The organism is Pseudomonas sp. AA-38, from assembly GCF_029457475.1.
GTDB lineage: Bacteria > Pseudomonadota > Gammaproteobacteria > Pseudomonadales > Pseudomonadaceae > Aquipseudomonas.
On sequence record NZ_CP120359.1, the window covers coordinates 4,018,966 to 4,044,141 of the forward strand.

Annotated in this window: 25 protein-coding genes; 14 read left to right on the forward strand and 11 right to left on the reverse strand. The window is 64.6% G+C overall.

The genetic code is table 11. The features are described 5' to 3' along the window. The first annotated feature begins 172 nt into the window (after positions 1-172). From PVE35_RS18520 to PVE35_RS18530, 3 genes are all read left to right on the forward strand, one after another. Positions 173-1,696 (forward strand): fumarate hydratase, encoded by a 1,524-nt coding sequence (locus PVE35_RS18520; protein WP_268178584.1) that lies wholly within the window; start codon positions 173-175, stop codon positions 1,694-1,696. Between the two features lie 457 nt (positions 1,697-2,153). Further along, a complete protein-coding gene (locus PVE35_RS18525) occupies positions 2,154-3,404 on the forward strand; it encodes a tetratricopeptide repeat protein (protein ID WP_277372631.1) in 1,251 nt (416 codons plus the stop codon). Next, positions 3,401-5,839, forward strand: a complete 2,439-nt coding sequence (locus PVE35_RS18530) for an EAL domain-containing protein (protein WP_277372632.1) — start codon at positions 3,401-3,403, stop codon at positions 5,837-5,839. Before PVE35_RS18525 ends, PVE35_RS18530 begins: the two co-directional genes overlap by 4 nt. A 69-nt stretch (positions 5,840-5,908) precedes the next feature. Here PVE35_RS18530 and dsdA read toward each other — a convergent pair whose 3' ends face one another. Next, on the reverse strand, positions 5,909-7,252 hold the full coding sequence (gene dsdA, locus PVE35_RS18535) for a D-serine ammonia-lyase (protein WP_277372633.1): 1,344 nt from the start codon (positions 7,250-7,252) through the stop codon (positions 5,909-5,911). A 130-nt stretch (positions 7,253-7,382) separates the two neighbouring features. On the opposite strand from dsdA, the gene PVE35_RS18540 reads away from it, so the two are divergent. Beyond that, entirely contained in the window at positions 7,383-8,057 is a 675-nt protein-coding gene (locus tag PVE35_RS18540; protein WP_277372634.1) for a DUF1028 domain-containing protein, read from the forward strand. Positions 8,058-8,149: 92 nt separating this feature from the next. Here PVE35_RS18540 and PVE35_RS18545 read toward each other — a convergent pair whose 3' ends face one another. Then, positions 8,150-9,124 (reverse strand): GlxA family transcriptional regulator, encoded by a 975-nt coding sequence (locus tag PVE35_RS18545; protein ID WP_277372635.1) that lies wholly within the window; start codon positions 9,122-9,124, stop codon positions 8,150-8,152. A gap of 93 nt (positions 9,125-9,217) precedes the next feature. On the opposite strand from PVE35_RS18545, the gene PVE35_RS18550 reads away from it, so the two are divergent. Both PVE35_RS18550 and PVE35_RS18555 read left to right on the forward strand, forming a co-directional pair. Beyond that, positions 9,218-9,766 (forward strand): cysteine hydrolase family protein, encoded by a 549-nt coding sequence (locus PVE35_RS18550; RefSeq protein ID WP_277372636.1) that lies wholly within the window; start codon positions 9,218-9,220, stop codon positions 9,764-9,766. A 223-nt stretch (positions 9,767-9,989) separates the two neighbouring features. Next, on the forward strand, positions 9,990-11,306 hold the full coding sequence (locus tag PVE35_RS18555; protein ID WP_277372637.1) for a beta-galactosidase: 1,317 nt from the start codon (positions 9,990-9,992) through the stop codon (positions 11,304-11,306). On the opposite strand, the gene zapE is transcribed toward PVE35_RS18555, so the two are convergent. The 3 genes from zapE to PVE35_RS18570 are packed head-to-tail and all read right to left on the reverse strand — an operon-like array spanning position 11,301 to position 13,887. Further along, positions 11,301-12,419: a cell division protein ZapE gene (gene zapE / locus PVE35_RS18560; RefSeq protein WP_277372638.1), complete on the reverse strand. Its 1,119-nt coding sequence runs from the start codon at positions 12,417-12,419 to the stop codon at positions 11,301-11,303. The genes PVE35_RS18555 and zapE overlap by 6 nt on opposite strands. Further along, positions 12,416-13,300, reverse strand: a complete 885-nt coding sequence (locus tag PVE35_RS18565; RefSeq protein ID WP_277372639.1) for a carbon-nitrogen hydrolase family protein — start codon at positions 13,298-13,300, stop codon at positions 12,416-12,418. Before PVE35_RS18565 ends, zapE begins: the two co-directional genes overlap by 4 nt. Further along, complete coding sequence (locus PVE35_RS18570) at positions 13,297-13,887, reverse strand: GNAT family N-acetyltransferase (RefSeq protein WP_277372640.1); 591 nt, start codon at positions 13,885-13,887, stop codon at positions 13,297-13,299. The genes PVE35_RS18565 and PVE35_RS18570 overlap by 4 nt, the downstream gene beginning before the upstream one ends. Positions 13,888-13,999: 112 nt before the next feature. Between PVE35_RS18570 and PVE35_RS18575 the strand changes: the two genes are divergently transcribed. Further along, positions 14,000-14,398 (forward strand): nuclear transport factor 2 family protein, encoded by a 399-nt coding sequence (locus tag PVE35_RS18575; RefSeq protein WP_277372641.1) that lies wholly within the window; start codon positions 14,000-14,002, stop codon positions 14,396-14,398. A gap of 76 nt (positions 14,399-14,474) precedes the next feature. Here the strand turns inward: PVE35_RS18575 and PVE35_RS18580 are convergent, their stop codons facing one another. Further along, positions 14,475-15,149 (reverse strand): DUF1016 N-terminal domain-containing protein, encoded by a 675-nt coding sequence (locus PVE35_RS18580; RefSeq protein ID WP_277372642.1) that lies wholly within the window; start codon positions 15,147-15,149, stop codon positions 14,475-14,477. A gap of 182 nt (positions 15,150-15,331) precedes the next feature. On the opposite strand from PVE35_RS18580, the gene PVE35_RS18585 reads away from it, so the two are divergent. Genes PVE35_RS18585 through PVE35_RS18615 form a run of 7 tightly spaced genes read left to right on the forward strand, consistent with a single transcriptional unit; the run spans position 15,332 to position 21,717 of the window. Then, positions 15,332-16,021 (forward strand): thermostable hemolysin, encoded by a 690-nt coding sequence (locus tag PVE35_RS18585; RefSeq protein ID WP_268178596.1) that lies wholly within the window; start codon positions 15,332-15,334, stop codon positions 16,019-16,021. Continuing rightward, positions 16,005-17,453, forward strand: a complete 1,449-nt coding sequence (locus PVE35_RS18590) for an AMP-binding protein (RefSeq protein ID WP_277372643.1) — start codon at positions 16,005-16,007, stop codon at positions 17,451-17,453. Before PVE35_RS18585 ends, PVE35_RS18590 begins: the two co-directional genes overlap by 17 nt. After that, on the forward strand, positions 17,450-18,109 hold the full coding sequence (locus PVE35_RS18595; protein ID WP_277372644.1) for an iron-containing redox enzyme family protein: 660 nt from the start codon (positions 17,450-17,452) through the stop codon (positions 18,107-18,109). Before PVE35_RS18590 ends, PVE35_RS18595 begins: the two co-directional genes overlap by 4 nt. 4 nt (positions 18,110-18,113) lie before the next feature. Beyond that, on the forward strand, positions 18,114-18,905 hold the full coding sequence (locus PVE35_RS18600; protein WP_268178599.1) for an SDR family oxidoreductase: 792 nt from the start codon (positions 18,114-18,116) through the stop codon (positions 18,903-18,905). Between the two features lie 11 nt (positions 18,906-18,916). Then, positions 18,917-19,567: a tetratricopeptide repeat protein gene (locus PVE35_RS18605; RefSeq protein ID WP_277372645.1), complete on the forward strand. Its 651-nt coding sequence runs from the start codon at positions 18,917-18,919 to the stop codon at positions 19,565-19,567. 24 nt (positions 19,568-19,591) lie between these two features. Beyond that, positions 19,592-20,248, forward strand: coding sequence for a response regulator transcription factor (locus PVE35_RS18610; protein WP_268178601.1), 657 nt, complete (start codon positions 19,592-19,594; stop codon positions 20,246-20,248). Continuing rightward, the gene (locus PVE35_RS18615; RefSeq protein WP_277372646.1) at positions 20,245-21,717 is read left to right on the forward strand and encodes an ATP-binding protein; all 1,473 of its coding nucleotides are present in this window, start codon (positions 20,245-20,247) and stop codon (positions 21,715-21,717) included. The genes PVE35_RS18610 and PVE35_RS18615 overlap by 4 nt, the downstream gene beginning before the upstream one ends. A 214-nt stretch (positions 21,718-21,931) precedes the next feature. Here the strand turns inward: PVE35_RS18615 and PVE35_RS18620 are convergent, their stop codons facing one another. The 5 genes from PVE35_RS18620 to PVE35_RS18640 all read right to left on the reverse strand — a co-directional run bounded on the left by PVE35_RS18620 (position 21,932) and on the right by PVE35_RS18640 (position 25,096). Next, positions 21,932-22,234 carry a ribbon-helix-helix domain-containing protein gene (locus tag PVE35_RS18620; protein ID WP_277372647.1) on the reverse strand — a complete coding sequence of 101 codons (303 nt, stop codon included), beginning with the start codon at positions 22,232-22,234 and terminating at the stop codon, positions 21,932-21,934. Positions 22,235-22,317: 83 nt separating this feature from the next. Next, on the reverse strand, positions 22,318-22,902 hold the full coding sequence (locus PVE35_RS18625; protein ID WP_277374907.1) for a DJ-1/PfpI family protein: 585 nt from the start codon (positions 22,900-22,902) through the stop codon (positions 22,318-22,320). A gap of 79 nt (positions 22,903-22,981) precedes the next feature. Beyond that, on the reverse strand, positions 22,982-23,590 hold the full coding sequence (locus PVE35_RS18630) for a DUF2846 domain-containing protein (RefSeq protein ID WP_268178604.1): 609 nt from the start codon (positions 23,588-23,590) through the stop codon (positions 22,982-22,984). 132 nt (positions 23,591-23,722) lie between these two features. After that, complete coding sequence (locus PVE35_RS18635; protein ID WP_268178605.1) at positions 23,723-24,634, reverse strand: SDR family oxidoreductase; 912 nt, start codon at positions 24,632-24,634, stop codon at positions 23,723-23,725. A gap of 120 nt (positions 24,635-24,754) precedes the next feature. Next, positions 24,755-25,096 (reverse strand): hypothetical protein, encoded by a 342-nt coding sequence (locus tag PVE35_RS18640; RefSeq protein ID WP_268178606.1) that lies wholly within the window; start codon positions 25,094-25,096, stop codon positions 24,755-24,757. Positions 25,097-25,176 lie beyond the last annotated feature (80 nt).

Consider the following 25,176-nt stretch of genomic DNA (forward strand, 5'->3'; position numbering starts at 1 on the left):
GCGGGTGCGTTATACTGCCGCGCCTTTTTCGGCCCCACTTCGAGCATCAGGGCGACACGGCGCGACTGCAGCGTCGGCCCGCCCGGGTAATTGCTGAGGGTGCCCTTTTGCCGTTGCGCCGAGTCACGACTCGGCGCTTGCCTACCGATGTTCCCAGCCAGAGGAGCGCCCCATGACCGTGATCAAGCAGGACGACCTGATTCAGAGCGTCGCCGACGCCCTGCAGTTCATCTCCTATTACCACCCCGTCGACTTCATCCAGGCCATGCACGAGGCCTACCTGAAGGAAGAGTCGCCGGCCGCCAAGGACGCCATGGCGCAGATCCTGATCAACTCGCGCATGTGCGCCACCGGCCACCGCCCGATCTGCCAGGACACCGGTATCGTCACCGTGTTCGTCAAGGTGGGCATGGACGTGCGCTGGGACGGCGCCACCATGAGCGTCGACGACATGATCAACGAGGGCGTGCGCCGCGCCTACAACCTGCCGGAAAACGTGCTGCGCGCCTCGATCCTGGCCGACCCGGCAGGCGCGCGCAAGAACACCAAGGACAACACCCCGGCAGTGATTCACTACTCCATCGTCCCCGGTGACAAGGTGGAAGTGGACGTCGCAGCCAAAGGCGGCGGCTCCGAGAACAAGTCGAAGATGGCCATGCTCAACCCGTCCGACTCCATCGTCGACTGGGTGCTCAAGACCGTGCCGACCATGGGCGCCGGCTGGTGCCCGCCGGGCATGCTCGGCATCGGCATCGGCGGCACCGCCGAGAAGGCTGCGGTGATGGCCAAGGAAGTGCTGATGGAGCACATCGACATCCACGAGCTGAAGGCCCGCGGCCCGCAGAACCGCATCGAGGAACTGCGCCTGGAGCTGTTCGACAAGGTCAACCAACTGGGCATCGGCGCCCAGGGCCTGGGTGGCCTGACCACCGTGCTCGACGTCAAGATCATGGACTACCCGACCCACGCCGCCAGCCTGCCTGTGTGCATGATCCCCAACTGCGCCGCCACCCGTCACGCCCACTTCGTGCTCGACGGCTCCGGCCCCGCTTCGCTGGAGGCACCGGATCTGGACGCCTACCCGGAAATCGTCTGGGAAGCCGGCCCGAGCGCGCGCCGCGTCAACCTCGACAGCATCACCCCGGAAGAGGTGCAGAGCTGGAAGCCGGGCGAGACCATCCTGCTCAACGGCAAGATGCTCACCGGCCGCGACGCCGCGCACAAGCGCATGGTCGACATGCTGAACAAGGGCGAGCAGTTGCCGGTAGACCTGAAAGGTCGCTTCATCTATTACGTCGGCCCGGTCGATCCGGTGGGTGACGAAGTGGTAGGCCCAGCCGGCCCCACCACCGCCACCCGTATGGACAAGTTCACCCGCCAGATCCTGGAAAGCACCGGCCTGCTGGGCATGATCGGCAAGTCCGAGCGCGGCCCCATCGCCATCGAGGCGATCAAGGACAACAAGGCCGTATACCTGATGGCCGTGGGCGGTGCCGCCTATCTGGTGGCCCAGGCGATCAAGGCCTCGAAGACCGTCGCCTTCCCCGAGCTGGGCATGGAGGCAATCTACGAGTTCGAGGTCAAGGACATGCCGGTGACCGTCGCGGTCGACACCAACGGCGAGTCGGTGCACAACACCGGCCCGGCGATCTGGAGCAAGAAGATCGCCGACAGCCTGGCGGTCGAGATCAAGTAAGCCTCACAGCGCTACCCCACGAACCCGGCCCAGTGCCGGGTTCGTCGTTTCTGGCAGGCATGCCCGCCCGTCATGCCCGCCCCGCTCCCCGTGACAGCCTGCCACCAAAATGCCATTATCTGCACCTAGAGTGTCCATTACGTGCGATCTCGCTGCATGAGGTCATGGGTTTCAGCAGTCGAGATCATGAAAACACTGCAGATCACCAGCCGATCTCAGGCCCAGCAAGCCTTTCGCTAGCGTCTCCCCAGGCCATGGGGAGCAAAGATCGAGCGCCAATCTGCTTCCCTGGAGCGGCTTGCAAGATATCGAGCGCTCCCTGAAAGCCTGCCCATACATCGTTCATCGAGATACCTGCAGGGCAATGGATAGGCGGTTGTCCTGCCAGCCCTGATCAATCTCTTCGCCCCCAGCAGGCCCCCTGCAGGGGCCTCGAGCGGAACCAAAGAGCATCAGCATGACCCTTGAATTGGCAGCAACCAATAGAGCCCACAGCCCCGCTCTGCATGCGAGCGGACAGACAGACGAGGCCCTGGCCGGGGGCGTGAGACGCCTGGCGGCATTCGCCGCATTCGCGGCCGCTCTGCTGCTCTCGGGCTGCGCCACCAAGCCAGAGGCCGAGACCTCAAACCAGGAGGCCAAGACTGGCCTTGCTCACAGCGAGTATCAGGCACTGCTGGATCAGCCCTATATCGACCCACTGGCGGACTATCTCGTGCGCTACCGCACTGACCCGAGCCGCGCCGAGTACCTCAAGCTGGTCAGCGAGGAACGGGAAAAGCGTTGCGCAGTGATCGCCAGGCGCTACCAGGGCAGAGCGCTGAACCCGGCTAATCTGAGAAAGCTCAGGAGCGGCTACGGCATCGCTTGCCCAGCCGTCGTCGCCGACTTTGCCGCACGCCTGCCTGCGCAGGCCGGCAACGTCGAAACACCCAGTCCGCGCACGCCAGCGCCCGAGGCACCCAAAGCAGCGCCTGCCTCGTCGAAAGAGCTGCAGAACTGCTATTTGCTGTTCTCCATCGCCAACTACCGCGAAGCCGAGCGAGTCTGTCGCGACCCGGCCCAGGCAGGCGATGCCAGAGCCCAATACAACATGGCCGCCATCGCCCAGGTACTACAGCGCCCCCTGGAGTCGCTCGAATGGACGCGCAAGGCCGTGGCCCAGGGTTTGCCAGAAGCCGAGCTGCACCTCGGCTTGTTGTATCTGGAAGGCAAGGGCCTGCCCAAGGATGCCGGCCAAGCATTGAAATGGTTTGAAACCGCAGGCGATCACGGACTGGCCGAAGCGAATTACCGCGCCGGCCTGATGCATTACCGAGGCGATGGAGTTCCGCAAGCCTCCGACAAGGCCAGGCAACGCTTCCTGGCAGCCGCACAGGAGGGTAATACCAAGGCTCAGATGCTCCTCGCCGAGCTATACGAGAAGGGCCTAGGCGGTGCTGCCGACGCCGACGCCGCACGGCGCTGGTTGCGCAAGGCAGCGGAGAATGGTCTGGCGCAGGCGCAAAGCCGCCTGGGAACACTCTACGCCAAAGGTGAAGGCGTGCAGCAAGACGACGCGGAAGCCTTCTATTGGCTAAGCCTCGCCACGGCCGGTGGAAACGCTAGCGCGAGGTCGCTACGTGACGATGTCGCCCAGGCCCTCACTCCCGAGCAACTCGAAGCTGCCCGCGAGCGCCTGAACCAGAGGCTGGAGCGCCGACCATGAACGCCAATCGCCTGGCCGGCCTGATGCGCTGGATACGCGTGCCATCAGCAATTGGCGACCGGGGGGACATGAAGTCCCTGAAAAAGCTGATCATGGCCATCCTGCTGCTGTTGGTGACCCTGTTCATGTCCGGCATGGGCCTGATGTCCTGGTTGAACCTGAGCTACTCGCAAGAAGCCATGTCAGCCCTGAGGATGCGCCAGATCGAGGATACCTTTCACGCCAACCTCGACCGCATCGACAGCCAGCACAAACTGCTGGAGATGCATACCAGCGCACTGGCGCGCCTGGGTGAGCTTTTCTATCGCCAGCGGCACAAGGGCGCCAGCAACACGCAGACGTTCGAGCGCGCCCTGATCGAACGCGTGCGCAACTTTCCCGAAGCCTACGGCGGCGGCATCTGGTTCACACCCTTCACCTATACGCCCAGGCAGCGTGCGTTCGCCCTGTTCGCCCATTGGGACAAGAATGCCGTCGCCATCGACCCCAGGTACAACGACGAGTCCTCCCCTTACATGGAGCAGGACTGGTACAAAACGGCCCTGCCGACCGAACAGAATGCCCCTTGCCCGCAGAGCTTTCATTGGACACCGGCCTACTACGACCCCATCGCCGAGAATGCCATGCTGGCGGTCACGACCTGCATGTATGACGATCAAGGCAAGTTCATCGGCCTCGCCAGCACCACCTGGCGCAACGATGACATCATGCGCCTGGTGCGCTCGGTGGATGTGACGCAGAGCAGCTTTGCCTTCTTCATCGATGGCAACGATCGCAAACTGTCCAGCCTCACCATGGGCAAGAACGCCGATACCAGCCAGGCGATCATGGACTCGCTGTCCAACGATTACTTCTCCTCGCCAGCCGCCGCGCCGGAAATCTCCTCTTCCGGGCGTTTTCGCGTACCGGTGATGGTACACAAGCTATCGATAGAAGGGCGCGACTACAGGCTGTTCGTTTCCAAGACACGGGCCAACATGACCTTCGGTATCGGCGTGCCGCAAGACGAAATCGACTCCGTGCTAACCCCCATGCGGCAGAGCAATCTGCGCATCGCCATCGCCACGGGCATCGTGCTGCTCGTGCTGTCGATGGTCATTCTGTACATAGTCGCCACCATCATGCGCCTGCTCCAGGCCCTCTACACCGATGCACTGACCCAGCTCGAGAATCGCGCGAAACTGTTGCACGACACGCACGTGCCGGGCCGCGAGAGCCTCATTCTGGTCAACATCGACGCCTTCAAGGAAATCAACGACTTCTACGGTCACCAGTGTGGCGACAACCTGCTGCGCGAACTGGCCGAGGCCCTGAGCGCGTTCGTCGCCCGCGAGTCGGCCTGGTCGGACTGCGTGCTCTACAAGATGCCTGCCGACGAGTTCGCCGTGCGCTTCCCTGTCCCCCTGGATCCGGATGATCTGGAGGCACGCATGGCAGCGCTGGCGGCCTTCGCGGGCACCCAGGTATTTCGTTGGGACGGCCAGGAATTCGGCATTTCAGTGACCCAGGGCGCTGCCACCAGTGCCCGCGGCCCGCACACGGCCAATGGCGCAGAGCTGCTGTCCTGCGCCAATATCGCGCTCAAGCTCGCCAGGCGCCAGCACAGGCATTTCGGCGTCTATGATCCCGCGCTCAGGGTCAGGGAAGAATACGAGCACAATCTGCTCTGGGCCTCCCTGCTCAGAGCCGGGCTGCAGGAAGACCGTGTCGTGCCCTTCTTCCAGCCGATCCTCAACAACCACAGCGGGAAGGTGGAGAAGTTCGAGTGCCTGGTGCGTCTGATAAACGAGCAGGGCCAAGCGGTGAGCCCGGGCCTGTTCCTGGACATTGCCAAGAAGCTGCGCATCTATGGCCAGATTACCCGGATCATGGTGGACAAGAGTTTCGCTCAGTTCCGCGACGAACCCTTCGATTTCTCCCTCAACCTGTCCTATGAAGACCTCACCGACCCTGCCACCATCAGTTTCATCAGGACGCGCCTGAAGGAGACCGGCATAGGCCCCCGAGTGATCTTCGAGATTCTCGAATCCGAAGGCATCAAGAACTATGACGAGGTCAAGTCCTTCATCGACGATGTGAAAACCTTCGGTGCCAGAGTAGCCATCGACGACTTCGGCGCGGGTTACTCCAACTTCGAGCATTTGCTACGCCTGGGCGCCGACATCATCAAGATCGACGGCAGCCTGATCCACAATCTGGACAACGACGCCAACGCCCGCACCATCACCCGCGGCATCGTCCAGTTCGCCCGCAAGTTGCGCATGCAGATAGTCGCCGAGTTCGTGCATTCACGCTCGGTGCAAGAGCGTGTTCTGCACCTGGGCATCGACTACTCTCAGGGCGCCTGGCTCGGCATGCCTGCCGCACAGCTCTGTGACCGCGTGCCCGAAGCACCTTCTGGTGAGGCGTACAAGCCCGTAGCACCGCAGGACTGAGCCCCCGGCGCAAGCCTCGGCGCTTCACGAACCCGCTCTAGAGCCGGGCTCGTACCTTTGCAGGGGCACTCAAGGCAATAGCTGTCGACCACGCGCCAGGTAACCGTCCATCTCTGCCTGCGGCACCATGCTGCCGCCCGTGGCCCAGACCAGATGGGTCGCCCGCGCCAGACGCTGCGGCGTCAGGCCCATGCGCTGGCGATAGCCCTGCTGCTCGGCCAGAACACGCAAGACACCGGGCATGCCGGCCAGGGCCGAAGGCTCCAGACGCTGGCCCTCGCTGCGCTCCAGTAGTGCCAGATAACGGAACATTTGTTCATCACTGACAGTGTAGTAGCCATCGATCAGCCGCTGCATGGCGCGGCCGACGAAGCCGGATGGACGGCCGACCGCCAGACCGTCTGCGGCAGTACGGTTGTCGATGCCGAAGTCCTGCACCGCCAGTTCGTCGTGCCGGCCCGTATGCACGCCGAGCAGCATGCAGGGCGAGTGCGTCGGCTCGGCGAACAGGCAATGCACTGCATCGCCAAACGCCAGCTTGAGCCCGAAGGCCACACCACCTGGCCCGCCGCCGACGCCACAGGGCAGGTAGACGAACAACGGATGCTCGGCATCGACCACGACGCCGGCCGCCGCCAGTTGCTGCTTGAGGCGCTCGCCGGCCACTGCGTAGCCGAGAAACAGGTGCCTGGAGTTCTCGTCGTCGACGAAGTGGCACCGCAAATCAGCCTCGGCCTGGCGCCGTCCCTGCTCCACCGCGACGCTGTAGTCGCTGGCGTACTCGACCACCGTCACGCCATGCTCGCGCAGCTTGTCCTTCTTCCACTCGCGGGCATCGGCGGACATGTGCACCGTGGCCTGAAAGCCCAGGCGCGCGCTGATGATGCCGATGGACAGGCCAAGATTGCCGGTAGAGCCGACCGCTACCTGATAACCGCTGAAGAAGGCGCGCATCGCGTCGCTGTCGAGGCAGGCATAATCGTCGTCGAGGCTGATCAGCCCGGCCGCCAGCGCCAGATCCTCGGCATGCTTGAGCACCTCGTAGATACCGCCACGGGCCTTGATCGAACCGGAGATGGGCAGATGGCTGTCGCGCTTGAGCCACAGCGTGCCGATCTCGCCTTCGGCCTCTTCACACAGCAGCGCCTGCATCTGCGGCAAGGGCAGAATATCCGACTCGATGATGCCGCCACTGCCGGCCGTCTGCGGGAATACCCGGGCCAGATAGGGTGCGAAACGTGCCAGCCGGGCGCTGGCCTCGACCACATCGGCCGCGCTCAGGCCGACGTCGGCCAGCGCCTCGACCGCAGGCGCCACGACAGGGTTGAACCAACTGGTTTCGCGCAGGGCGATCAGCTCGTCGAGCAGCGGATATTCCGCACACCAGTCGGCGAGCGGTTTGCCAAGGATCATGGCGGTACTCCTGATTGCATGCGTTGGACTGCGCGCATTAGACGCTGCCCTGCCTGATCAGGCAAAACCAACCAAGCGGAACGATACCCGTCCCGGCCTGGCCTAAGCTGAAAATCGCCGAGGAGCCGTCATGACCTTTTCCCTTATCGCCCGCTGCCCGCGTAGCGGACAATTCGGCGTTGCCGCTGCCACGGCCATGCCGGCGGTGGGCAAGCTGCTCAGCCATGCCGCTGCCGGCGTGGGCGCGGTGGCGACCCAGGCACAGGTCAATCCCTATCTCGGCCTGGATGGCCTGCAACTGCTGCGCCAGGGGCTTTCGGCCGCCGAGGCGCTGGCGCGTTTGCACGACACCGATCCCTGCATGGCACTGCGCCAATGTGCGCTGATCGATGCCCGTGGCGATACCGTCTGCTGGACGGGTGAGCGCTGCATTCCCTGGGCCGGCTCACTGAGCGGCGAGCAGTTTTCCGTGCAGGGCAATCGCCTGGTCGGGCCGCAGGTGCTGGACGCCGTGGCCGAGGCCTTTTGCCGCGAAGAGCAGCGCCCGCTGATCGACCGCCTGATCGAGGCGCTGGCCGCTGGCGATCACTGCGGTGGCGATCGTCATGGCGAGTCGTCCGCGGTGATCTACATAGTCGATCAGGAGCAATACCCGCTCTGGGACATCCGCGTCGATCACCACCGCGACCCGCTGGCCGAACTGCGCCGCCTGCATGCCGTATTCGCTCGCGAAGTGCTGCCGGAGATACTCGCCATGCCCACCCGGCAGAACCCGGCGGGCAAAGCGGCGGAAGAGTCGGTCTAACAGGCCGTTGAAAAACCTAGGCGACGACTGCATGGATGCAGGAGGTAGAGCGACGCAAGAAGCCAAAGCCGAGGTAGTTTTTCAACAGCCTGCTAACGCGCGGCGGTGCCGAAGCGCCGACGATAGTCGCCTGGCGATAGGCCTACCAGGCGGGCGAACACCTTGCGAAAAGCACCACTGTCGCGATAGCCCACCTGCCAGGCCACCTGATCGATGCTCTGGCGAGTGAACTCAAGCAGCTCACGGGCCTTGGTCACGCGCAACTGCTGGCAGTACTCGGTGGGTTTCAGCCCGGTGGCAGCACGAAAACGTCGCAGAAAGGTACGCTCGCCCAGGCCGGCACGCGCGGCCATGTCCGCCAGCACCGCTTCGGCGCTGGCCTCGCCCTGCAGCCAGTGCTGCACCGCCAGCACGGCGGCATCGCCATGGTCGAAGCTGGGCACGAAATGGCTGAAGTGCCGCTGTGACTCCCGGTTCAGATCCACCACCAGAAAACGCGCGGTTTCCGCGGCGACGGTCGGCCCCAGCAGGCGCGTCACCAGGGCCAGGCCCAGGTCGGTCCAGGCCATCAGGCCACCCGCTGTGATCAGGTCGCCGTCATCGACCACCATGCGCTCCGGTAGCACCTGCACCTGCGGGAAGCGCGCCGCCAGTTGCGCCGCCAGCGCCCAGTGCGTGGTCACCCTGCGCCCATCGAGCAGGCCGGCATGCGCCAGCGGGAAGGCACCAGCGCAGACCGAGGCCAAGGTCACCCCTACGCCATGCTGCTGGCGTAACCAGTCGCCATAACAGGCCGCCAGCGGTTGCTCGGCATCGCCGCCCAGGCAGGGCGGCAGAATCACCACCTGCGGCGCCCCGACGGCCTGCGGCTGGCTGTCGAACACGCGTACCAGAGCGCCCGTTGCATCCGCCTGCCAGTGACTGATGCGCAAGCTCGGCAGTCCCTGCCGCTGCTGCTCGGCAACCATGCGGTTGGCCACGGCGAACAGATCGCCCAGGCCATGAACCGCCGCCAGTTGCACACCGGGATACAGCAACAGCCCGATCTCCAGGCAACGCTCGCTCATTGTCAGTTTTTCCCCGCAGATTGTCGGCCTCGCCCATCCTCGCCTCAGCACTGCAGCGCTAAGGTGGGCGCACATCATCCCACGGAGAGTCCCATGAGCAAGCGTGCCCTGATCCTTATCGATATCCAGAACGATTATTTTGCAGGTGGCAAGTGGCCCCTGGCGGGCATGGACAGCGCCGCCAGCAACGCCGCACGCGTGCTCGAAGCGGCTCGCGCGGCAGGCGATACGGTGATTCACGTTCGCCATGAGTTCGAGAGCGACGACGCGCCCTTCTTCGCCCCCGGCAGCGATGGCGCGCGTCTGCATGCCAGCGTGCTGCCGCAGGTAGGCGAAGCCATGGTGCTCAAGCACAAGGTCAACGCCTTCCTTGGCACCGATCTGAAAGCGCAACTGGATGCCGCCAGCATCGAACAGGTGATTCTGGTGGGCGCCATGAGCCACATGTGCATCGCCGCCGCCGCACGCGCCAGCGCCGACTTCGGCTACGCCACCACCGTCATTCACGATGCCTGCGCCACCCACGACCAAGCCTTCGAGGGCAGCACGATCCCCGCCGCCCAGGTGCATGCAGCCAATATGGCGGCGCTGGCGTTCGCCTACGCCACGGTGCTCGCCACCGAACAGTATCTGGCTGGCTGATGGCTCGCCAAGACGACGGTTTGCCTCCATTGGCAAACCGTCGTTCGCGGCCTGGCGCTGCCAAGTGCAGCAGCAAAACGCCAATATCCAGGCGCAGCAAAACGCCATCAAACCGTCAGTCGCCTGATCGCTGCCCTCCATCCGCAAGCAGACCCAGCGCACATCAGCGCCAGCCTGCCGCTCCTATGCTGCTACTCCGATCACCCTGCAAGGGGGAGCAGCCATGTTCCACTACCTGTACAAAGGATTCGCCACCCTCCTGCTGGCCGCAGGCGTCGCCTTTGCCGCCCAGGCCGGCCCTTCCTATTCGATGAAAGCACCGCGCACGGTAGCCTGGGCCGACTTTCTCGGCCTCAACGTGCAATTGCCCTGGTTTCCCGAAGCGGCCTATCGCCAGCAGATCGCCAAGCTCAAGGAGCTGGAGCTGCAGTGGATTCGCATGGGCCTGCACTGGGATCGTCTGGAGCCCGCCCCCGGGCAATGGCAATGGGCGGAGGTCGACCGCGTGATGCAGGTGGTCGAGCAAGAGCAACTCAAGCCGCTGATCTATCTGGTGGGCTCGGCGCCCTTCGCCACCTCCGCACCCAGCGGCGTGAGCAATCGCGACCAATACCCGCCGATCAACGCCCAACTGTTCGCCAGCAGCTTCGCCACCCTGGCCAGCCGCTACCCTTACGCCAAGGCCTGGCAGGTGTGGAACGAGCAGAACATTCCCTCCTTCTGGCAACCAGCGGAAAACCCGCTGCAGTACCAGCAGTTGCTGGAAAGCAGCCTCAACGCCCTGGCCAGCGCCCGCCCGGACGCCACCCAGGTGATCGGTGGCAATGCCTACTACAGCCAGATGCCGGTGCGTGGCGGGCTGATGCTCGAAGCGCTGCTGCGCCTCGGCAGCGTCAAGCGTGACCGCGTCACGGCCTATCACCCCTACAGCCAGGAACCGGAAGGCGACGTGCCCGGCGCGGGCGACTTCATCAGCAACGCCAATACCGTCAACCAGTACCTGCGCCAGTACGGCAGCGGGCCGATCTGGGCCACCGAGTTCGGCTGGTCGAGCTACCCCGGCCCAGCGGAACTGCAGCCGATCATCGGCGAACAAGGCCAGGCCGACTACATGCTGCGGCGCCTGGCCCTGATGAGCGCGATGGATTTCGACCGGGTGTTTCTCTTCACCCTGAGCGACCTGGATGCCCGCGCCACACCGCGTGATCGCTACTACGGTCTGCTGCGCCTGGATGGCAGCGAGAAACCCGCCTACCAGGCCCTCAAACGCTTCCTGCAGATCAGCGGCCCACGCCTGACGCCGCTGAACCCACCGAGCTTCGCCAACGCCCCGGCCGGCATGCTCAGCATCGCCTGGCAGCGTGCCGACGGCCGCTGGCTGTGGTGGTTCTGGGCACAGGAGGAAGGCAGCGTGCGCCTGCCGCGCAACGGCAGTGGCACCCTGTACAACCCGCTGCAGGGCACCAGCCAGGACGTGCAATCCAGCAGCGGCGGCATCACCGTCAAGGTCAGCCGTGAGCTGCAGATGCTCTTGCTATGAGCGGCCGAAGCGCTCCAACTGCATCTCGCGCAAACGGCTGAGCGTACGGCGAAAGGCAAACTCGAGGTAGCCCTGGGTGTACAGCTCATCCAGCGCCACCTCAGCCTCGATATACAGCGGTACGCGGCGGTCGTAGCACTCGTCGACCAGGGCGATGAAGCGGCGCACCGTATCGTCGTTGCGTGCCAGCGCCGGCAGTTGACGATCCCCGGCATCGACCCGCTCGGCAGCGTCCTCGGTGCCACGGGCGATACGCCCCTCGCGTGGCTCGCCACCCAGGCGCGGTACCCCGTCAAGCAGGATGGCCGGAAAGCGCCCGCACAGTTCGATGAAGTCCGGCGCGGCCAGCGGCTGTTCGCATAGATCGCTGAAACGGCACCACAGCGCTGCCGGGCAGTTGCCCAGATTGGCGATATGCCGATGGCTCAGTTCGACCGGCTCACGGCTGACCACCTGGCCCTGACTCAAGCGAGCGAACAACTCGGCCAGCGCCTGCGGCTGCTGCACCCAGTAGCGCTGCACCTCGGTGCCGGGGTGCAGGCGATGATCCTGCTCGCCGTCCACGGCCACCACCTGCATATGCGCCTCGAGCACGGCGATGGCCGGCAGGAAACGCTCGCGGTTGAAACCGTCGGCATAAAGCTGATCCGGCGGCTGGTTGGAGGTGGCCACCAGCACCACGCCCTGCTCCACCACCAGGCTGAGCAGACGGCCGAGCAGCATGGCGTCGCCGATATCGCTGACGAACAGCTCGTCGAAGCACAACACACGCACCTCGCGCCCCAGCTCCTCGGCCAGCAGACGCAGTGGGTCGGCATTACCGGTCAACTCGAACTGGCGGCGATGCACCCACTGCATGAAGTGATGGAAATGCTGACGCCGTGCTGGCACACACAGGCTGTTGTAGAAGCTGTCCATCAGCCAGGTCTTGCCGCGCCCCACCGGCCCCCAGAGGTACACACCGGGCGGGCATTCCCCTTGATGCAAGGCCTGGTGGCAAAGCTGCAGCGCCTCGACCGCACGGCGCTGCGCGGCATCGGCGACGAAACCACCCGCCAGTGCCTGCTCATAAGCAGCCAGCGGCGAATCAGGCAATGCCTCTGGCGCGTTCAACGCAGCACCAGCCGACCATCGTCGAACTGCCGCGGCCAGTCGCGCCGGGTGAACACCTGACCCTGCTCGCGCACCCGGCGCACCTCGGCCAGATCCAGCTCGGCGATCAGCCAGTGACTACGCGTGGGGCACAGCGCTTCGCTCTCGGCAATCACCCCAGTGGCCGGCATGCCATAGTCCGACGGCACGTACAGCGCGGCTAGGCCGATATTCTCGTCCAGCGCGGGCGACCAGGGTGCCAGGCCCACCGTGGGCGACTGCAGCACTGCAATCTGGTTCTCCAGCGCTCGCGCCTGGGCGCCGATGCGCACACGGTAGAAGCCGGCCTCGGTATCGGTGCAACTGGGCGCCAGGATCAGATCGACTCCGGCTTCGGCCAAGGTGCGCGCCAACAGCGGAAACTCGTTGTCGTAGCAGATCAGGATGCCCAGCTTGCCCAGCGCCGTGTCGAACACCTTGAGCCCGCTGCCGGCAGCGATCTGCCATTGCTCCAGCTCGAAGCGGGTCATCATCAGCTTGTCCTGGCTGCCCAGGCAGCCGTCGGGGCCGAACAGCCAGGCGCGATTGCGGTAGACGCCGTCATCATCCAGCACGGCTACCGAGCCGGGTTGCAGATATACCTGCAGCCGCCGCGCCAGGCTCTCGCACAATTCCAACCAGCGCGGCAGCAGCGCCTGGATGCCAGCGATGGAGCCATGCAGGTCACTGCGTTCTGCTTCCGACAACTGCCCGGTCAGCACCAGCCCGGCATATTCCGGCAGCAGCAACAGCTCGGCGCCCTGCCCGGCCGCCTCCTCGCAGAGCCTGGCGAGGTGCTCGGCGTAAGCATCCCAGCTCGTCAGCAGGTCGATGTGATATTGGCAGGCGGCAACCTTGATCATGACTGGAGTTCCTTGAGCCAGAACGACATGGGCTTGGCCGATTCCTCGGCTTCGTCCAGGTCGCGCCAGTGGTACTGGGTATGCAGTTCGGGATGATGGCGATAACCCCGGCGCGCCCAGAAGGCGTCCAGCGGCTGGTAGTCGGCGGGCCGCCGCGGATGATCGGCCGGGCGCTGCACGGCGCAGAAGGTGCACCAGTCGAAGCGACCCAGCTTGCGCGCATGGGCCTCGCGCTCGGCGAAGAAGCACACGCCCAGGCCATGGCCGCGCCAGGCCGGCAACACCACCGACTCGGCGCAGTAGAAAATGCACGCAGGGTCCCAGCCCGCCGAGAGGAACGGCTGCTGGAATTCCACGGTTTCATCGGCCAGCGGCAGTGCCGTGGAGGCGCCGACCACCCGGCCCCCGTCCCGTACCAGCACGCACAGGCTATCGGCACTGCGCACGTAGGTGTCGAGGTATTCGGCCTCGTAGTCGAGGCTGCCGTCGTAGAGGTAGGGGAATTCGCGGAAGACCGTGATGCGCAAATGCGCCAGGTCTTCGATATGGGGCGCTATCTGCCGCCCCTGGAGCAATTCGATATCCATCTGGAGTCGTTCGCCAGCAGCAGGGTGACGCCGGCGGCTATGCCGGCATGAAAGCGCGAACTTATCATGCGAGCCATTCCACCACTAACCACGCTACGAAAGGAACTTAGCCATGACCGCCACCGAACTGGTTCAGGCCTACTACGCCGCCTTCAACGCCGGCGACATGCCCACCTTCCTCGACCTGCTGGCCGAGGACGTGGTGCACGACATCAACCAGGGCGAGCGCCAGGTCGGCAAGGCCACCTTCGCCGCTTTCATGGACAAGATGAACCGCTGCTACCGCGAGCGCCTGGCCGACATCGTGGTCATGCAGAACGCCGCAGGCGATCGCGCCGCTGCCGAATTCGTGGTGCATGGCGAGTACCTGGCCGACGACGAAGGCCTGCCACCGGCCAACGGCCAGACCTACGTCCTGCCGGCCGGCGCCTTCTTCGAGATCAAGAACGGCAAGGTGGCGCGCATCAGCAACTACTACAACCTCAACGACTGGGTTGCGCAGGTAGGCTGAATTTGCTCAGGCAAGGGGGCCGGGCCAGTCAGGTGCTCGGCGCTCTGGCACAGCAGGCGCAGGTAATGCTCCAGGCTCAGTCAATCCAGTACAGGCCACGTTGCTCGGCCAGGCGCGCTCGCTCTCGATCCAGCTCGGCGCGTAACTCCTCTTCGCTGGGCAGCACCAGCTTGTACTTGCTGGCAAAAAGTTGCTCGCTGCCCTGCAGCACCGGATCGCGCACGAACTCACGCGGGCTCTTGCCCAAGGCCCGCAGTTTGCTCGCCGCCTCCTGCTCGACCGCCGCGCGATCCTGACTGGCCAGCAGGCGCTCGTAATACAGCGTGCCAATCTGGCGTTCCAGCGCGCGAGTGCTCCAGTTCTGCGTGGCGGCTTCGTTCATGTACCACTGCCGCACGCTGTCGCTGTCCAGCTTGAGAAGGGTGCGATAGTGCGTCCAACTCAATTCGTGACGCAGTGCGTCACGAATTGGAAAGGCTTGGTAGAACAGACGCATATAACGCAGGTTAGAAGCATCGAAGCCCTTGCCGAACTCGGCCGTCAGCCCCTTGGTCGGTAACAACTTCTTGCCGTAGGCGGCACGCGTCTGCCCGCCTTGCTCGAACTCGACGATATGTCGGCCGATTTCCCAGCAGGTTTGCACCTGAATCGCATCCACGGCCCGCACTGCTTGTTGCCGCGCCTGGCGAATCAGCTCGGCCAGTTCGGCGAGCAAGGGTTGCAGCCTGGGGTCAGCGTTGGCTGGCGTCATCTTTCCTCCTTGAATGCCCAATCTTGATCCTGTCAGCAATGGCCTGCCCAGCGCGAACCTTATCCGCTGGAGCAAATTCCTTCGTGATAGTGCAGCGCCCGAAACATTCTGCAAAGCCTTAATACAGCGTTAAGCCAGCCCCTCGCACAATCGGCCCCAGGTTCATTACCGAGATCCCGACGATGGAACTCCCCTGGGCACAGCATGATCGTCCCGTGGCCCGTATCGGGCGCGGGGATACTTACGAACTCCACCTGGCTTCCCCCGACAGCGCGCGGCGCGCGGCGCTGGAGCATTTCATCCGCCAGCGCTTCGAGTTGCAGCATGGCGCGCACATCCGCCACTTCATGCCCTGTCTGTTCGGCCTGGAGAACCCAGCCGGGCAGTTGCTCGGCGCGGTGGGTGTGCGCAGCGCAGGCAATGGCTCGCTGTTTCTCGAGCGCTATCTGGACGAGCCGATCCACAAGACCATTGGTGCACGCCTGGGCCACACCGAGCCTGGCCGTGGCGAACTGGTGGAAGTGGGCAACCTGGCCGCCGACAACCCCGGCGCCGCACGCCTGCTGATAGTCGCCCTCACCGATCTGCTGGTGGCGCTGGGTTTTCGCTGGGTCACCTTCACCGGCACACCGACCCTGCTCAACAGTTTCCAGCGCCTGGGACTGACCCCAATCGCACTCGGCGAGGCCGACCCGGCGCGCATGGGCGCAGAGCTGGCCGACTGGGGCAGTTACTACGACAGCCGCCCACTGGTGATGGCCGGCGATATCCATGGCGGCCATCAGCGCCTGCTGCAACTGGGCGCCTACCCACGCCTCGGCCATCAACCGCTCTATGCTCTGGAGGAGATGCCCGATGTGGTCTGTAGCTGAGCCTTTCTTCACGCGCCTGGCCCAATATGGCGAGCATGTCGCGCTGATCGAGGGCGAACGTACGCTGAGCTACGCCCAACTGCTCGACGCGGTGGCAAGCCGCGGCAGGCACCTGCGTGACCTGGGCGTGCAGCGCGTGGCGCTGGCCCTGGACAACGGCATCGACTGGGTGCTGTGGGATATGGCGGCGCTGCATGCCGGCCTGGTCTGCGTGCCCGTGCCGGGGTTCTTCTCCGCCGATCAGCGACGTCATGTGCTCGACAGCGCCGGCATCGATTGCCTGATCGGCAGCGCAGCCCCCGGCTTCGTCTGCCTGGAGGGCGAAATCCATCGCCGCCACGTGGCGCAACCGGCCACGCTGCATCCGAATACCTGCAAGATCACCTACACCTCCGGCACCACCGGCCAGCCCAAGGGCGTGTGCCTGGATCTGGTCACGCAACTGGCGGTGGCTGGCAGCCTGGTCGAGGCCAGTGCCAGTCGCAACGTCGAGCGCCACCTGTGCATCCTGCCGCTGGCGACACTGCTGGAGAACATCGCCGGCGTCTACGCACCGCTGCTGGCCGGGGCGCGGGTGGAGCTGATGCCCATGGCGCAAGTCGGTCTGAGCGGCGCCAGCGGCTTCGACCTGATGCGTTTCCTGCAGGCGCTGCAAGCGGCCCAGCCGCACAGTCTGATCCTGCTGCCACAATTGCTGCTGGCGCTGGTCAGCGCCGCCGAGCGCGGCCTGCCACTGCCGAGTTCGCTGCGCTTCGTCGCGGTCGGTGGTGGGCGGGTCTCTGCACAATTGCTGGAGCGGGCCGAGGCGTTGGAGCTGCCGATCTTCGAGGGCTACGGGCTGTCCGAATGCGCCTCGGTGGTGTGCCTGAACACGCCCGAACAGCGCCGCCTCGGCAGCACCGGAAAGCCGCTCGGCCATCTGCAGGTGACGCTGGCGGACGATGGCGAAGTACTGGTCAAGGGCGCACGCATGCTCGGTTATCTCGGTGAGCCGGCACCGCAAGGCGAATGGCTGGGCACCGGCGACCTCGGCCATTTCGAGGACGGTTTCCTGGTGCTGCATGGGCGCAAGAAGCACCAGTTCATCACTGCCTACGGGCGCAATGTCAACCCGGAGTGGGTCGAATCCGAGCTGGTGCAGCAATTGCCCATCGCCCAGGCCTGGCTGCATGGCGAGGCGCTGCCGGCCAACGTCGCGGTGCTGGTGCCACGCTTCCCCAATACCCCCGACGCGCAGCTACAGGCAGCGGTGGACGCGGTCAATCGCGGCCTGCCGGATTACGCCCGCGTGCACCACTGGCTGCGCGCCGATTCTCCCTTCAATGCGAGCAACGATCTGGCCACGGCCAACGGTCGTCTGCGTCGCACAGCCCTGTTCACCCATTACCAAGCCGCCATCGATGAGTTGATGGCAGAAGGAGTACCTGCATGAGTTTCTACCAATCCCTGCTGGAGCAGACCCAGGCCGAACGCGACTATTTGCTCGGCGCGCCGATCATCCAGCAGGCCATGACCGGCCAGGTGGCGCTGCACAGTTACATCGCCTTCCTCACCGAGGCCTATCACCACGTCAAGCATACCGTACCGCTGCTGATGGCCTGCGGCGCACGTCTGCCCGAACGACTGGAATGGCTGCGCGAAGCCATCGCCGAGTACATCGAGGAGGAAACCGGCCACCAGGAGTGGGTGCTCAATGACATCGCCGCCTGCGGTGTGGACAAGGAAGCCGTACGCCATGGCACCCCACGCCTGCCCACCGAGCTGATGGTGGCCTACGTCTACGACCACATCGCCCGGCACAACCCGGTGGGTTTCTTCGGCATGGTCAACGTCCTCGAAGGCACCAGCATCGCCCTGGCCACCCAGGCCGCCGGCATCATCCAGGACAAGCTGCGCCTGCCGAGCCAGGCCTTCAGCTACCTCAACTCCCACGGCAGCCTGGATCTGGATCACATCGAGTTCTTCAAGAAGCTGATGAGCCGCCTGGACAACGACGATGACAAGGCCGCCGTGGTGCACACCGCCAAGGTGGTCTACCGCCTCTATGGCGACATGTTCCGCAGCCTGCCGCTAGCGGGCGAGGAGTAAGCTCATGCAACCGACGGATTGCCGTGCCTTGCTCACCGGGGCCAGTGGCGGTATCGGCCTGGCCCTGGCCGAGCGCCTGGCCAGCGAGGGCGCCCATCTGCTGTTGGTGGGCAGACGCCTGGAGCCCCTGCAGGAACTGCTCCAGCGCTACCCCGACCAAGTGCAACTGGTACAGGCCGATATCGGCAGTCGTGCCGGGCGCGATGTGCTGGTAGCCGCTGCGCAGAACTTCGGTGGGCTGAACTGCCTGATCAACGCTGCCGGGGTCAACCGTTTTGCCTTGTTCGACCAGCAGGACGAACAGCAGATCGCCGAGCTGATCGGCCTCAACGTCACCGCCACGCTGCAGATCACCCAGCGCCTGCTGCCGCTGCTGCGGGCACAACGGCGAGCCCTGGTGATCAACGTCGGCTCCACCTTCGGCGCCATCGGCTACCCCGGCTTCGCCGCCTACTGTGCCAGCAAGTTCGCCCTGCGTGGTTTTTCCGAGGCCCTGCGGCGCGAACTGGCCGATACCCATGTGCGCGTTCTCTACTTCGCTCCGCGCGCCACCCGCACGACGATGAACGCCCCCAGCGTGGTGGCGATGAACGATGAGTTGGGCGTGGCCATGGACGACCCCGAACAGGTCGCCAATGAACTGCTCGACACCCTTCGCCGCGAGCAGGAAGAACGCCATCTCGGCTGGCCCGAGCGGCTGTTCGTACGCCTCAACGGTCTACTGCCCAAGGTGGTCGACCAGGCTCTGCGCAAGCAATTGCCGATCATCCAACGCTTCGCCCGTCATAAACCCTGAGGAAGAAACTCGTGAACGCATTGCGTACCCTGCTCATCGCCACGCTCGGCTTCACCACCCTGCCCGCCTTCGCCTTGAGCGCCAGCGGCGAAGCGCAGTTGCACCAGTTGCAGACCCGCTGGGCCGAGATCAACTACCAGACGCCGGAAAAGCAACGTGAAGAAGCCTTCGCCAAGCTGGTCAGCCAGGCCGACGCGGCCCTGGCCAGCGAGCCCAAGGCCCCCGAGTTGCTGATCTGGCGCGGCATCATCCTCAGCACCGAGGCTGGTGCCAAGGGCGGCCTCGGCGCCCTGAGCCTGGTCAAGCAGGCCAAGGCCAGTCTGGAACAGGCCCTGGCCATCGACCCGCAGGCACTGGCCGGCTCGGCTTACACCAGCCTCGGCAGCCTCTACTATCAGGTTCCGGGCTGGCCGATCGGTTTCGGCGACGACGAAAAAGCCGAGCAGATGCTCAAGCAGGCGCTGGCGATCAACCCGGATGGCATCGACCCGAACTACTTCTACGGCGACTTCCTGCAACGCCAGAAACGCTACGACGAAGCCCGCACCGCGCTGGAAAAGGCCCTGGCCGCCAAGGATCGCCCTGGCCGCGAGCTGGCCGATCAGGGGCGCCGTGCAGAAGCCAAGGCGCTTTTGCAGCAGGTCGAGAGTAAACTCCGCTAACTCGGACCGCTTACAGGAGTTGCCATGCGCATTCTTCTCGTCGAAGACGACCCGGCATTGGGCGAAGGCATTCGCACCGCGCTGAAACCCGAAGGCTATACCGTGGACTGGCTGCAGGATGGCGCCAGTGCCTTGCACGCCCTGAGCCACGAGAGCTTCGAGCTGGCCATACTCGACCTCGGTCTGCCGCGCATGGATGGCTTGCAGGTGCTCAAGCACCTGCGCGCCGCCGCCAACCCGGTGCCGGTGCTGGTGCTGACCGCGCGCGATGCCACCAGCGACCGTATCGCTGGCCTCGATGCCGGCGCCGACGACTATCTGATCAAGCCCTTCGATGTCGCCGAACTCAAGGCGCGCCTGCGCGCCCTGCTGCGGCGCAGCTTCCAGCGCCCACAACCGGCACTGGAATACCGTGGCATCCGTCTCGACCCGGCGAGCCAGATGGTCGAATACCAGGGCCAGAGCCTCAACCTGCCGCGCAAGGAATTCCTTCTGCTGCACGAGTTGCTGATCCAGCCCGGCCGCGTGCTGACCCGCGACAAGCTGCAGCAGGCGCTCTATGGCTGGGACGAGGAAGTGGAAAGCAACGCCCTGGAAGTGCACGTGCACCACCTACGCAAGAAATTCTTTCCGGAGCTGATCCGCACCGTGCGCGGCGTTGGCTATCTGGTGGACAAATGAGGCTGCTGAAAGTCTTCGGCTCCATCCGCACCCGCCTGCTGGTTCTGTTGCTGCTGATGCTGGCCGCCAGCTTCGGCCTGATCAGCCACAAGATCTACCACGACTCGGTGCATGAGGTACGCGAGCTGTTCGACGCCCAACTGTCGCAGACCGCACGCCTGCTGATGGGGCTGGTGCGCCATGACCTGAACGCAAACGAGCGCCGCGAGATGCAGGCCGTACTCGACGAAGCCTTGCTGCTGCGCAACGTGCGCAATCCGGACAACCTGTTCGGTCATGAGTATGAAGGCAAGCTGGCCTTCCAGATGCTCAACTACGATGGCGAAGTGCTGTTCCAGTCCGCCAGTGCGCCACCCGGGCTGCTCGACGACATGATCAAGCAGCTCGGTCTGACCCTGCCCGATGAAGGCCAGCCGATGCACGAACGCTTGACGCAACTGGCACGCTACCTGATCGGCTACCACACCGTGAGTATTGGCGAACACCGCTGGCGGGTGTTCGTTCTGCAGGATGTGCGTGACAACCACTGGGTACTGGCTGGCGAGCGCGAGGACGTGCGCGGCGAACTGATCGACAAGATCGCCCGGCGTAGCCTGCAGCCCTTGTTGTACGGCCTGCCCATCGTCGGCTTGTTGTTATGGTTGGTCGTGGGCTGGGGCCTGAGCCCGCTGCAACGCATGGCCCAGGCCATTCGCGGGCGCGCTCCGGACAACCTGGCGCCGCTGGTCTTTCCGCCACTGCCGGGCGAGCTGGAACCGATGGCGGCGGCACTGAACCGGTTGCTGCTGCAGGTCAACCAGTTGCTCGATCAGGAGAAACGCTTCATCGCCGACGCCGCCCACGAGTTGCGTACGCCGCTGGCGGTGCTGCGCATCCACGCACAGAACGCCCTGGAGGCAGCGGATGCCCGCGACCGTGATGAGGCCCTGCGCCAGCTCGCCGGCGGCGTCGACCGTGCCACCCGCGTGGTGGCGCAACTGCTCACCCTGGCCCGCCTGGATCCCAACAGCGTGCGCCTGAGCATGAGCAATCTCGATCTGCTGGCCTTCCTCCGCGGCGAGCTGGCCGAACTGACGCCCCTGGCCCTCGAGCGCCAGCAGGATCTGGTGCTGGAGGCCAGCGACAGCGGTGACTACCAACTGATCGCCGACGCGCCGAGCCTGGGCATCCTGCTGCAGAACCTGGTGAGCAATGCGGTGCAGTACACCCCGCTCGGTGGCAGCATTCAGGTGCAGTTGCTCAGCGATGCGCAGGCGCTGACCCTGCAGGTGCACGACAGCGGCCCCGGCGTGCCGGTGGACATGCACGAGCGCCTGTTCGAGCGTTTCTTCCGCCTCGGCGAAGGCCAGGGGGCGGGGCTTGGCTTGTCCATCGTGCGTCGAGTGGTGGAACTGCATCAGGGCAGCATCGCCCTGCAGGACTCGCCTTTAGGCGGCCTGCAGGTCAGCGTGCGCCTGCCTCGGCGTTGAAGGGGCGCTTAAAATAGGTAGTAATTATCGATTAAATAGGATTAATCCACTTTTACTATGAACGCCTGACGTTGATCATGCTCACCTGTTTCCCCTACCTACAGGAGCCCGGCCATGAGCCTGATCAGACGTTTCTTCCAGTCAAACCGCCCCACCCAGCAAAGCGTTGCGCCGAGCGTGCAGGAACACCCGAACTTCTGGATGTATCAGTGATTCAGGCGCTGCTGCCGACCAGGCGTAACGGCACCTGGCGGCCGGCCTTCTGCGCCAGGTAACGGGTGCAACTGACGCGCAGGAAGGAAGCGAAGTTGACTACCTCGCCGCGAAAATCCATCACCTCTTCATAGAGTTTGGCGATCAACTGGTTGGTGGTCATGCCATCGACCTCGGCGATCTCGCGCAGGATGTCCCAGAACTGGTTCTCCAGGCGCAAGGTGGTCACCACACCACGAATGCGCAGCGAACGTGAGCGCGATTCGTAGAGGATGGGGTCGGCCTTCACATAGAGTTCGCACATCTTTCTGCTCCCTGTCGTAGCCCGCATGCAATCCGGGAAATCCAGCCCATCATGCGCCCCCGGATTGCGTCCGGGCTACGGGTTTACAGGCGAATTTCCGTGCCCAGCACCTTGAGAAACGCCGCCAGCCAGGCCGGATGCGCAGGCCAGGCCGGTGCACTGACCAGCTTGCCATGCACATGAGCCTGATCCACCGGGATCTCCACATAGGTGCCACCCGCCAAGCCGACTTCCGGCGCGCAGGCCGGATAGGCGCTGCATTCACGCCCCTGCAGCACGCCGGCTGCTGCCAGTAGCTGGGCACCGTGACAGACGGCGGCAATGGGTTTGTCGGCGGCAGCGAAGGCCTTGACCAGGGCCAGCACCTCGGCATTCAGGCGCAGGTATTCCGGCGCGCGGCCACCGGGGATCACCAGGGCGTCGTAATCCTCGGCGCGTACCTTGGCGAAGTCGAAGTTCAGCGCGAAGTTGTGCCCCGGCTTCTCGCTGTAGGTCTGTTCGCCCTCGAAGTCGTGGATGGCGGTACGCACCGTCTGCCCGGCGGCCTTGCCTGGGCACACCGCATGCACGCTGTGGCCGACCATCTGCAGGGCCTGGAACGGCACCATGGTTTCGTAGTCTTCGGCGTAGTCGCCGACCAGCATGAGAATCTTCTTGGCTGCCATGATCGTCTCCTGAAGTGGAATGGAGCGAGCTGATTATTCGCCCTCGCTCCCAGCAGCAGGTAACAGCCGGGTACTACGCCTCTCAGATGCCGATCTTGTCCAGCGCCTCGCCGACTGATCGCCAGAAGCCGCGCTGCGGGCGCTCGGGTTCTTCCTGGCTGGCAGCGACCTGAGCCAGCGGCTGCACCTGCCGTGTCACCGGCAGCTCGCGCTCGGCCAACTCTGCCGAGACCAGTTGCAGCGGCCCCTCGCCGCCGCCCTCCATGGCCGTGCCCATGGGGGGTGGGCCGTCCTCGTCGTAGCGCAAGTAGTAGGTGCCGCCCACGGCGGCATCCAGGGAGAAACTGGTGATCAGGGTGAAATCCAGCGGCCCGTCGGCCAGCAGCGTCCAGAAGCTGCCGGCCAGTGGGCGGCGCATCTCCAGCTTGTAGTTGGCGGCCTCGAAATCCAGGGCCAGGTAGCCATTGCTCGGCAGACTGCCGATCAACTGATTGTCGATGAACAGCGCCGGCGCCTCCAGTTCCTGATCCGCCCAGTCGTTGCGCGGGCGGTAGAGATAGACCATGGCCCGGTTCTCATCGCTGAGCTGCTGGGGGGTGAAGGGTTCACCGTCGAGATCACCGAAGAAGGCCCCCGGCGTGGAGCAGCCGGCGAGCAGGACGAAGGGCAACGACAGCAGCAGACGGCGCATCGGGGGCTTCCCTGTTGTTGTAGGTATGCAACGAGCTTAGCCCCCCGCAGAGATGCCAGCACCCGACGAAAGTGGGGGCAAAGGGTGACGCGCAGCCTGGATGCCATCCTTGGCGCTAAGCCTATCGCTGCATCAGATCGCGTATTTCTGCAGGTTGGCCATCATTTCCCGCAGCGCCTCGACGTTGTCCGCCGGGTGGGCGGCACCGTCGAAGTCGCAGATACGCTGCCACTGCGCTGCAACATCAGCGGGGCTGAAGCCGGCCTGGGGATCGAAGCCGACGCCCAAGCTGCGCTCCCAGCGTACCTTGCCGATCCAGCCTCCACCGACCTCGTAGAGGCCACCGCTGTCCTGGCAGGCAGCGCTGCCGAGGTATACCACCAGCGGGCTGACCAGCTCGGGTTTGAGCTGCTCGAACACCTGCGGCGGGATCAGCCCTTCGGTCATGCGGGTGGCGCCAGTCGGGGCGATGGCGTTGACCAGGATGTTGTTCTTGCGCCCTTCGATGGCCAGGGTACGGGTCAGCCCATAGAGGCCGAGCTTGGCCATACCGTAGTTGCTCTGGCCGAAGTTGCCGTAGATGCCGGAGGTGGACGAGGTGAAGATCACCCGTCCGAAATTCTGCTCGCGCAAGTAAGGCCAGGCGGCGTGGGTGGTCTTGTAGGCCCCTTCGACATGAACCTTGTAGACCAGATCCCAGTCGGCATCCTCCATCTTGTGGAAGCTCTTGTCGCGCAGGATGCCGGCATTGTTGACCAGCACGTCGATACGGCCGAAATGATCGAGCGCGGTCTGCACGATCCGGTCGCCGTCGGTCACCGAGTCGTGGCTGGCCACCGCCGTACCGCCGAAGGCACGGATCTCTTCCACCACCTTGTCGGCGGCCGAAGCGTTGGCACCTTCGCCGTGGGTGCTGCCACCGAGATCGTTGACCACCACCTTGGCGCCATGGCGGGCGAACAGCAGCGCATGAGCGCGACCCAGGCCACCACCCGCCCCCGTGACTATCACCACTTGATCTTCAAAACGAACGGTATCGCTCATCGGGCTGGCTCCTCGGGCAGGTTGCGAATGTCCCGAGTGTCAGGCAGCCCCGCAGGCTCTACAAGAGCGTGCGGGGCACCTGAATGACGGCCGATAATGCGACCTTATGCGGCTCGACCGTCAGTTGCCGGAACCAGACCCCGAGCTGGAGCCAGACCCAGAGCCAGTGCCAGAACCAGAGTCGGCACCATCATCACCCGAGCCCATGCCATCGCCTCGCCCCGGACCACCGTCGTTACCCGGGTTGCCATCGCGTGCGGGGCCACCGGCCTTGGGCACGGCCGGCGGAATCTGCGAGCCATCGTCATCGCCCTGCATCGTCGGATCGTCCTGGCCTGGTGTGGTCGGCAAGGTCTGCGCCGGCGCCGGCCGGATGTTGTCTTCATCACCAGCGGCCAGAGCCGGCAATGTCAGGGTGCTGAGCATCCCACCGAGCAGAAAAGCGGACAGTAACTTGTTCATGGATCACCTCGACTTTTTCTGTGATTGACAGAACTAGTGAGTGACGCGCGAGGCAGGTCGTTCGATAAATATCTTCATCG

Coding starts and splice junctions, on each gene's coding strand:
- PVE35_RS18520 (WP_268178584.1), top strand. CDS start 173: ATGACCGTGATCAAGCAGGACGACCTGATTCAGAGCGTCGCCGACGCC.
- PVE35_RS18525 (WP_277372631.1), top strand. CDS start 2,154: ATGACCCTTGAATTGGCAGCAACCAATAGAGCCCACAGCCCCGCTCTG.
- PVE35_RS18530 (WP_277372632.1), top strand. CDS start 3,401: ATGAACGCCAATCGCCTGGCCGGCCTGATGCGCTGGATACGCGTGCCA.
- dsdA (WP_277372633.1), bottom strand. CDS start 7,252: ATGATCCTTGGCAAACCGCTCGCCGACTGGTGTGCGGAATATCCGCTG.
- PVE35_RS18540 (WP_277372634.1), top strand. CDS start 7,383: ATGACCTTTTCCCTTATCGCCCGCTGCCCGCGTAGCGGACAATTCGGC.
- PVE35_RS18545 (WP_277372635.1), bottom strand. CDS start 9,124: ATGAGCGAGCGTTGCCTGGAGATCGGGCTGTTGCTGTATCCCGGTGTG.
- PVE35_RS18550 (WP_277372636.1), top strand. CDS start 9,218: ATGAGCAAGCGTGCCCTGATCCTTATCGATATCCAGAACGATTATTTT.
- PVE35_RS18555 (WP_277372637.1), top strand. CDS start 9,990: ATGTTCCACTACCTGTACAAAGGATTCGCCACCCTCCTGCTGGCCGCA.
- PVE35_RS18565 (WP_277372639.1), bottom strand. CDS start 13,300: ATGATCAAGGTTGCCGCCTGCCAATATCACATCGACCTGCTGACGAGC.
- PVE35_RS18570 (WP_277372640.1), bottom strand. CDS start 13,887: ATGGATATCGAATTGCTCCAGGGGCGGCAGATAGCGCCCCATATCGAA.
- PVE35_RS18575 (WP_277372641.1), top strand. CDS start 14,000: ATGACCGCCACCGAACTGGTTCAGGCCTACTACGCCGCCTTCAACGCC.
- PVE35_RS18580 (WP_277372642.1), bottom strand. CDS start 15,149: ATGACGCCAGCCAACGCTGACCCCAGGCTGCAACCCTTGCTCGCCGAA.
- PVE35_RS18585 (WP_268178596.1), top strand. CDS start 15,332: ATGGAACTCCCCTGGGCACAGCATGATCGTCCCGTGGCCCGTATCGGG.
- PVE35_RS18590 (WP_277372643.1), top strand. CDS start 16,005: ATGTGGTCTGTAGCTGAGCCTTTCTTCACGCGCCTGGCCCAATATGGC.
- PVE35_RS18595 (WP_277372644.1), top strand. CDS start 17,450: ATGAGTTTCTACCAATCCCTGCTGGAGCAGACCCAGGCCGAACGCGAC.
- PVE35_RS18600 (WP_268178599.1), top strand. CDS start 18,114: ATGCAACCGACGGATTGCCGTGCCTTGCTCACCGGGGCCAGTGGCGGT.
- PVE35_RS18610 (WP_268178601.1), top strand. CDS start 19,592: ATGCGCATTCTTCTCGTCGAAGACGACCCGGCATTGGGCGAAGGCATT.
- PVE35_RS18615 (WP_277372646.1), top strand. CDS start 20,245: ATGAGGCTGCTGAAAGTCTTCGGCTCCATCCGCACCCGCCTGCTGGTT.
- PVE35_RS18620 (WP_277372647.1), bottom strand. CDS start 22,234: ATGTGCGAACTCTATGTGAAGGCCGACCCCATCCTCTACGAATCGCGC.
- PVE35_RS18630 (WP_268178604.1), bottom strand. CDS start 23,590: ATGCGCCGTCTGCTGCTGTCGTTGCCCTTCGTCCTGCTCGCCGGCTGC.
- PVE35_RS18635 (WP_268178605.1), bottom strand. CDS start 24,634: ATGAGCGATACCGTTCGTTTTGAAGATCAAGTGGTGATAGTCACGGGG.
- PVE35_RS18640 (WP_268178606.1), bottom strand. CDS start 25,096: ATGAACAAGTTACTGTCCGCTTTTCTGCTCGGTGGGATGCTCAGCACC.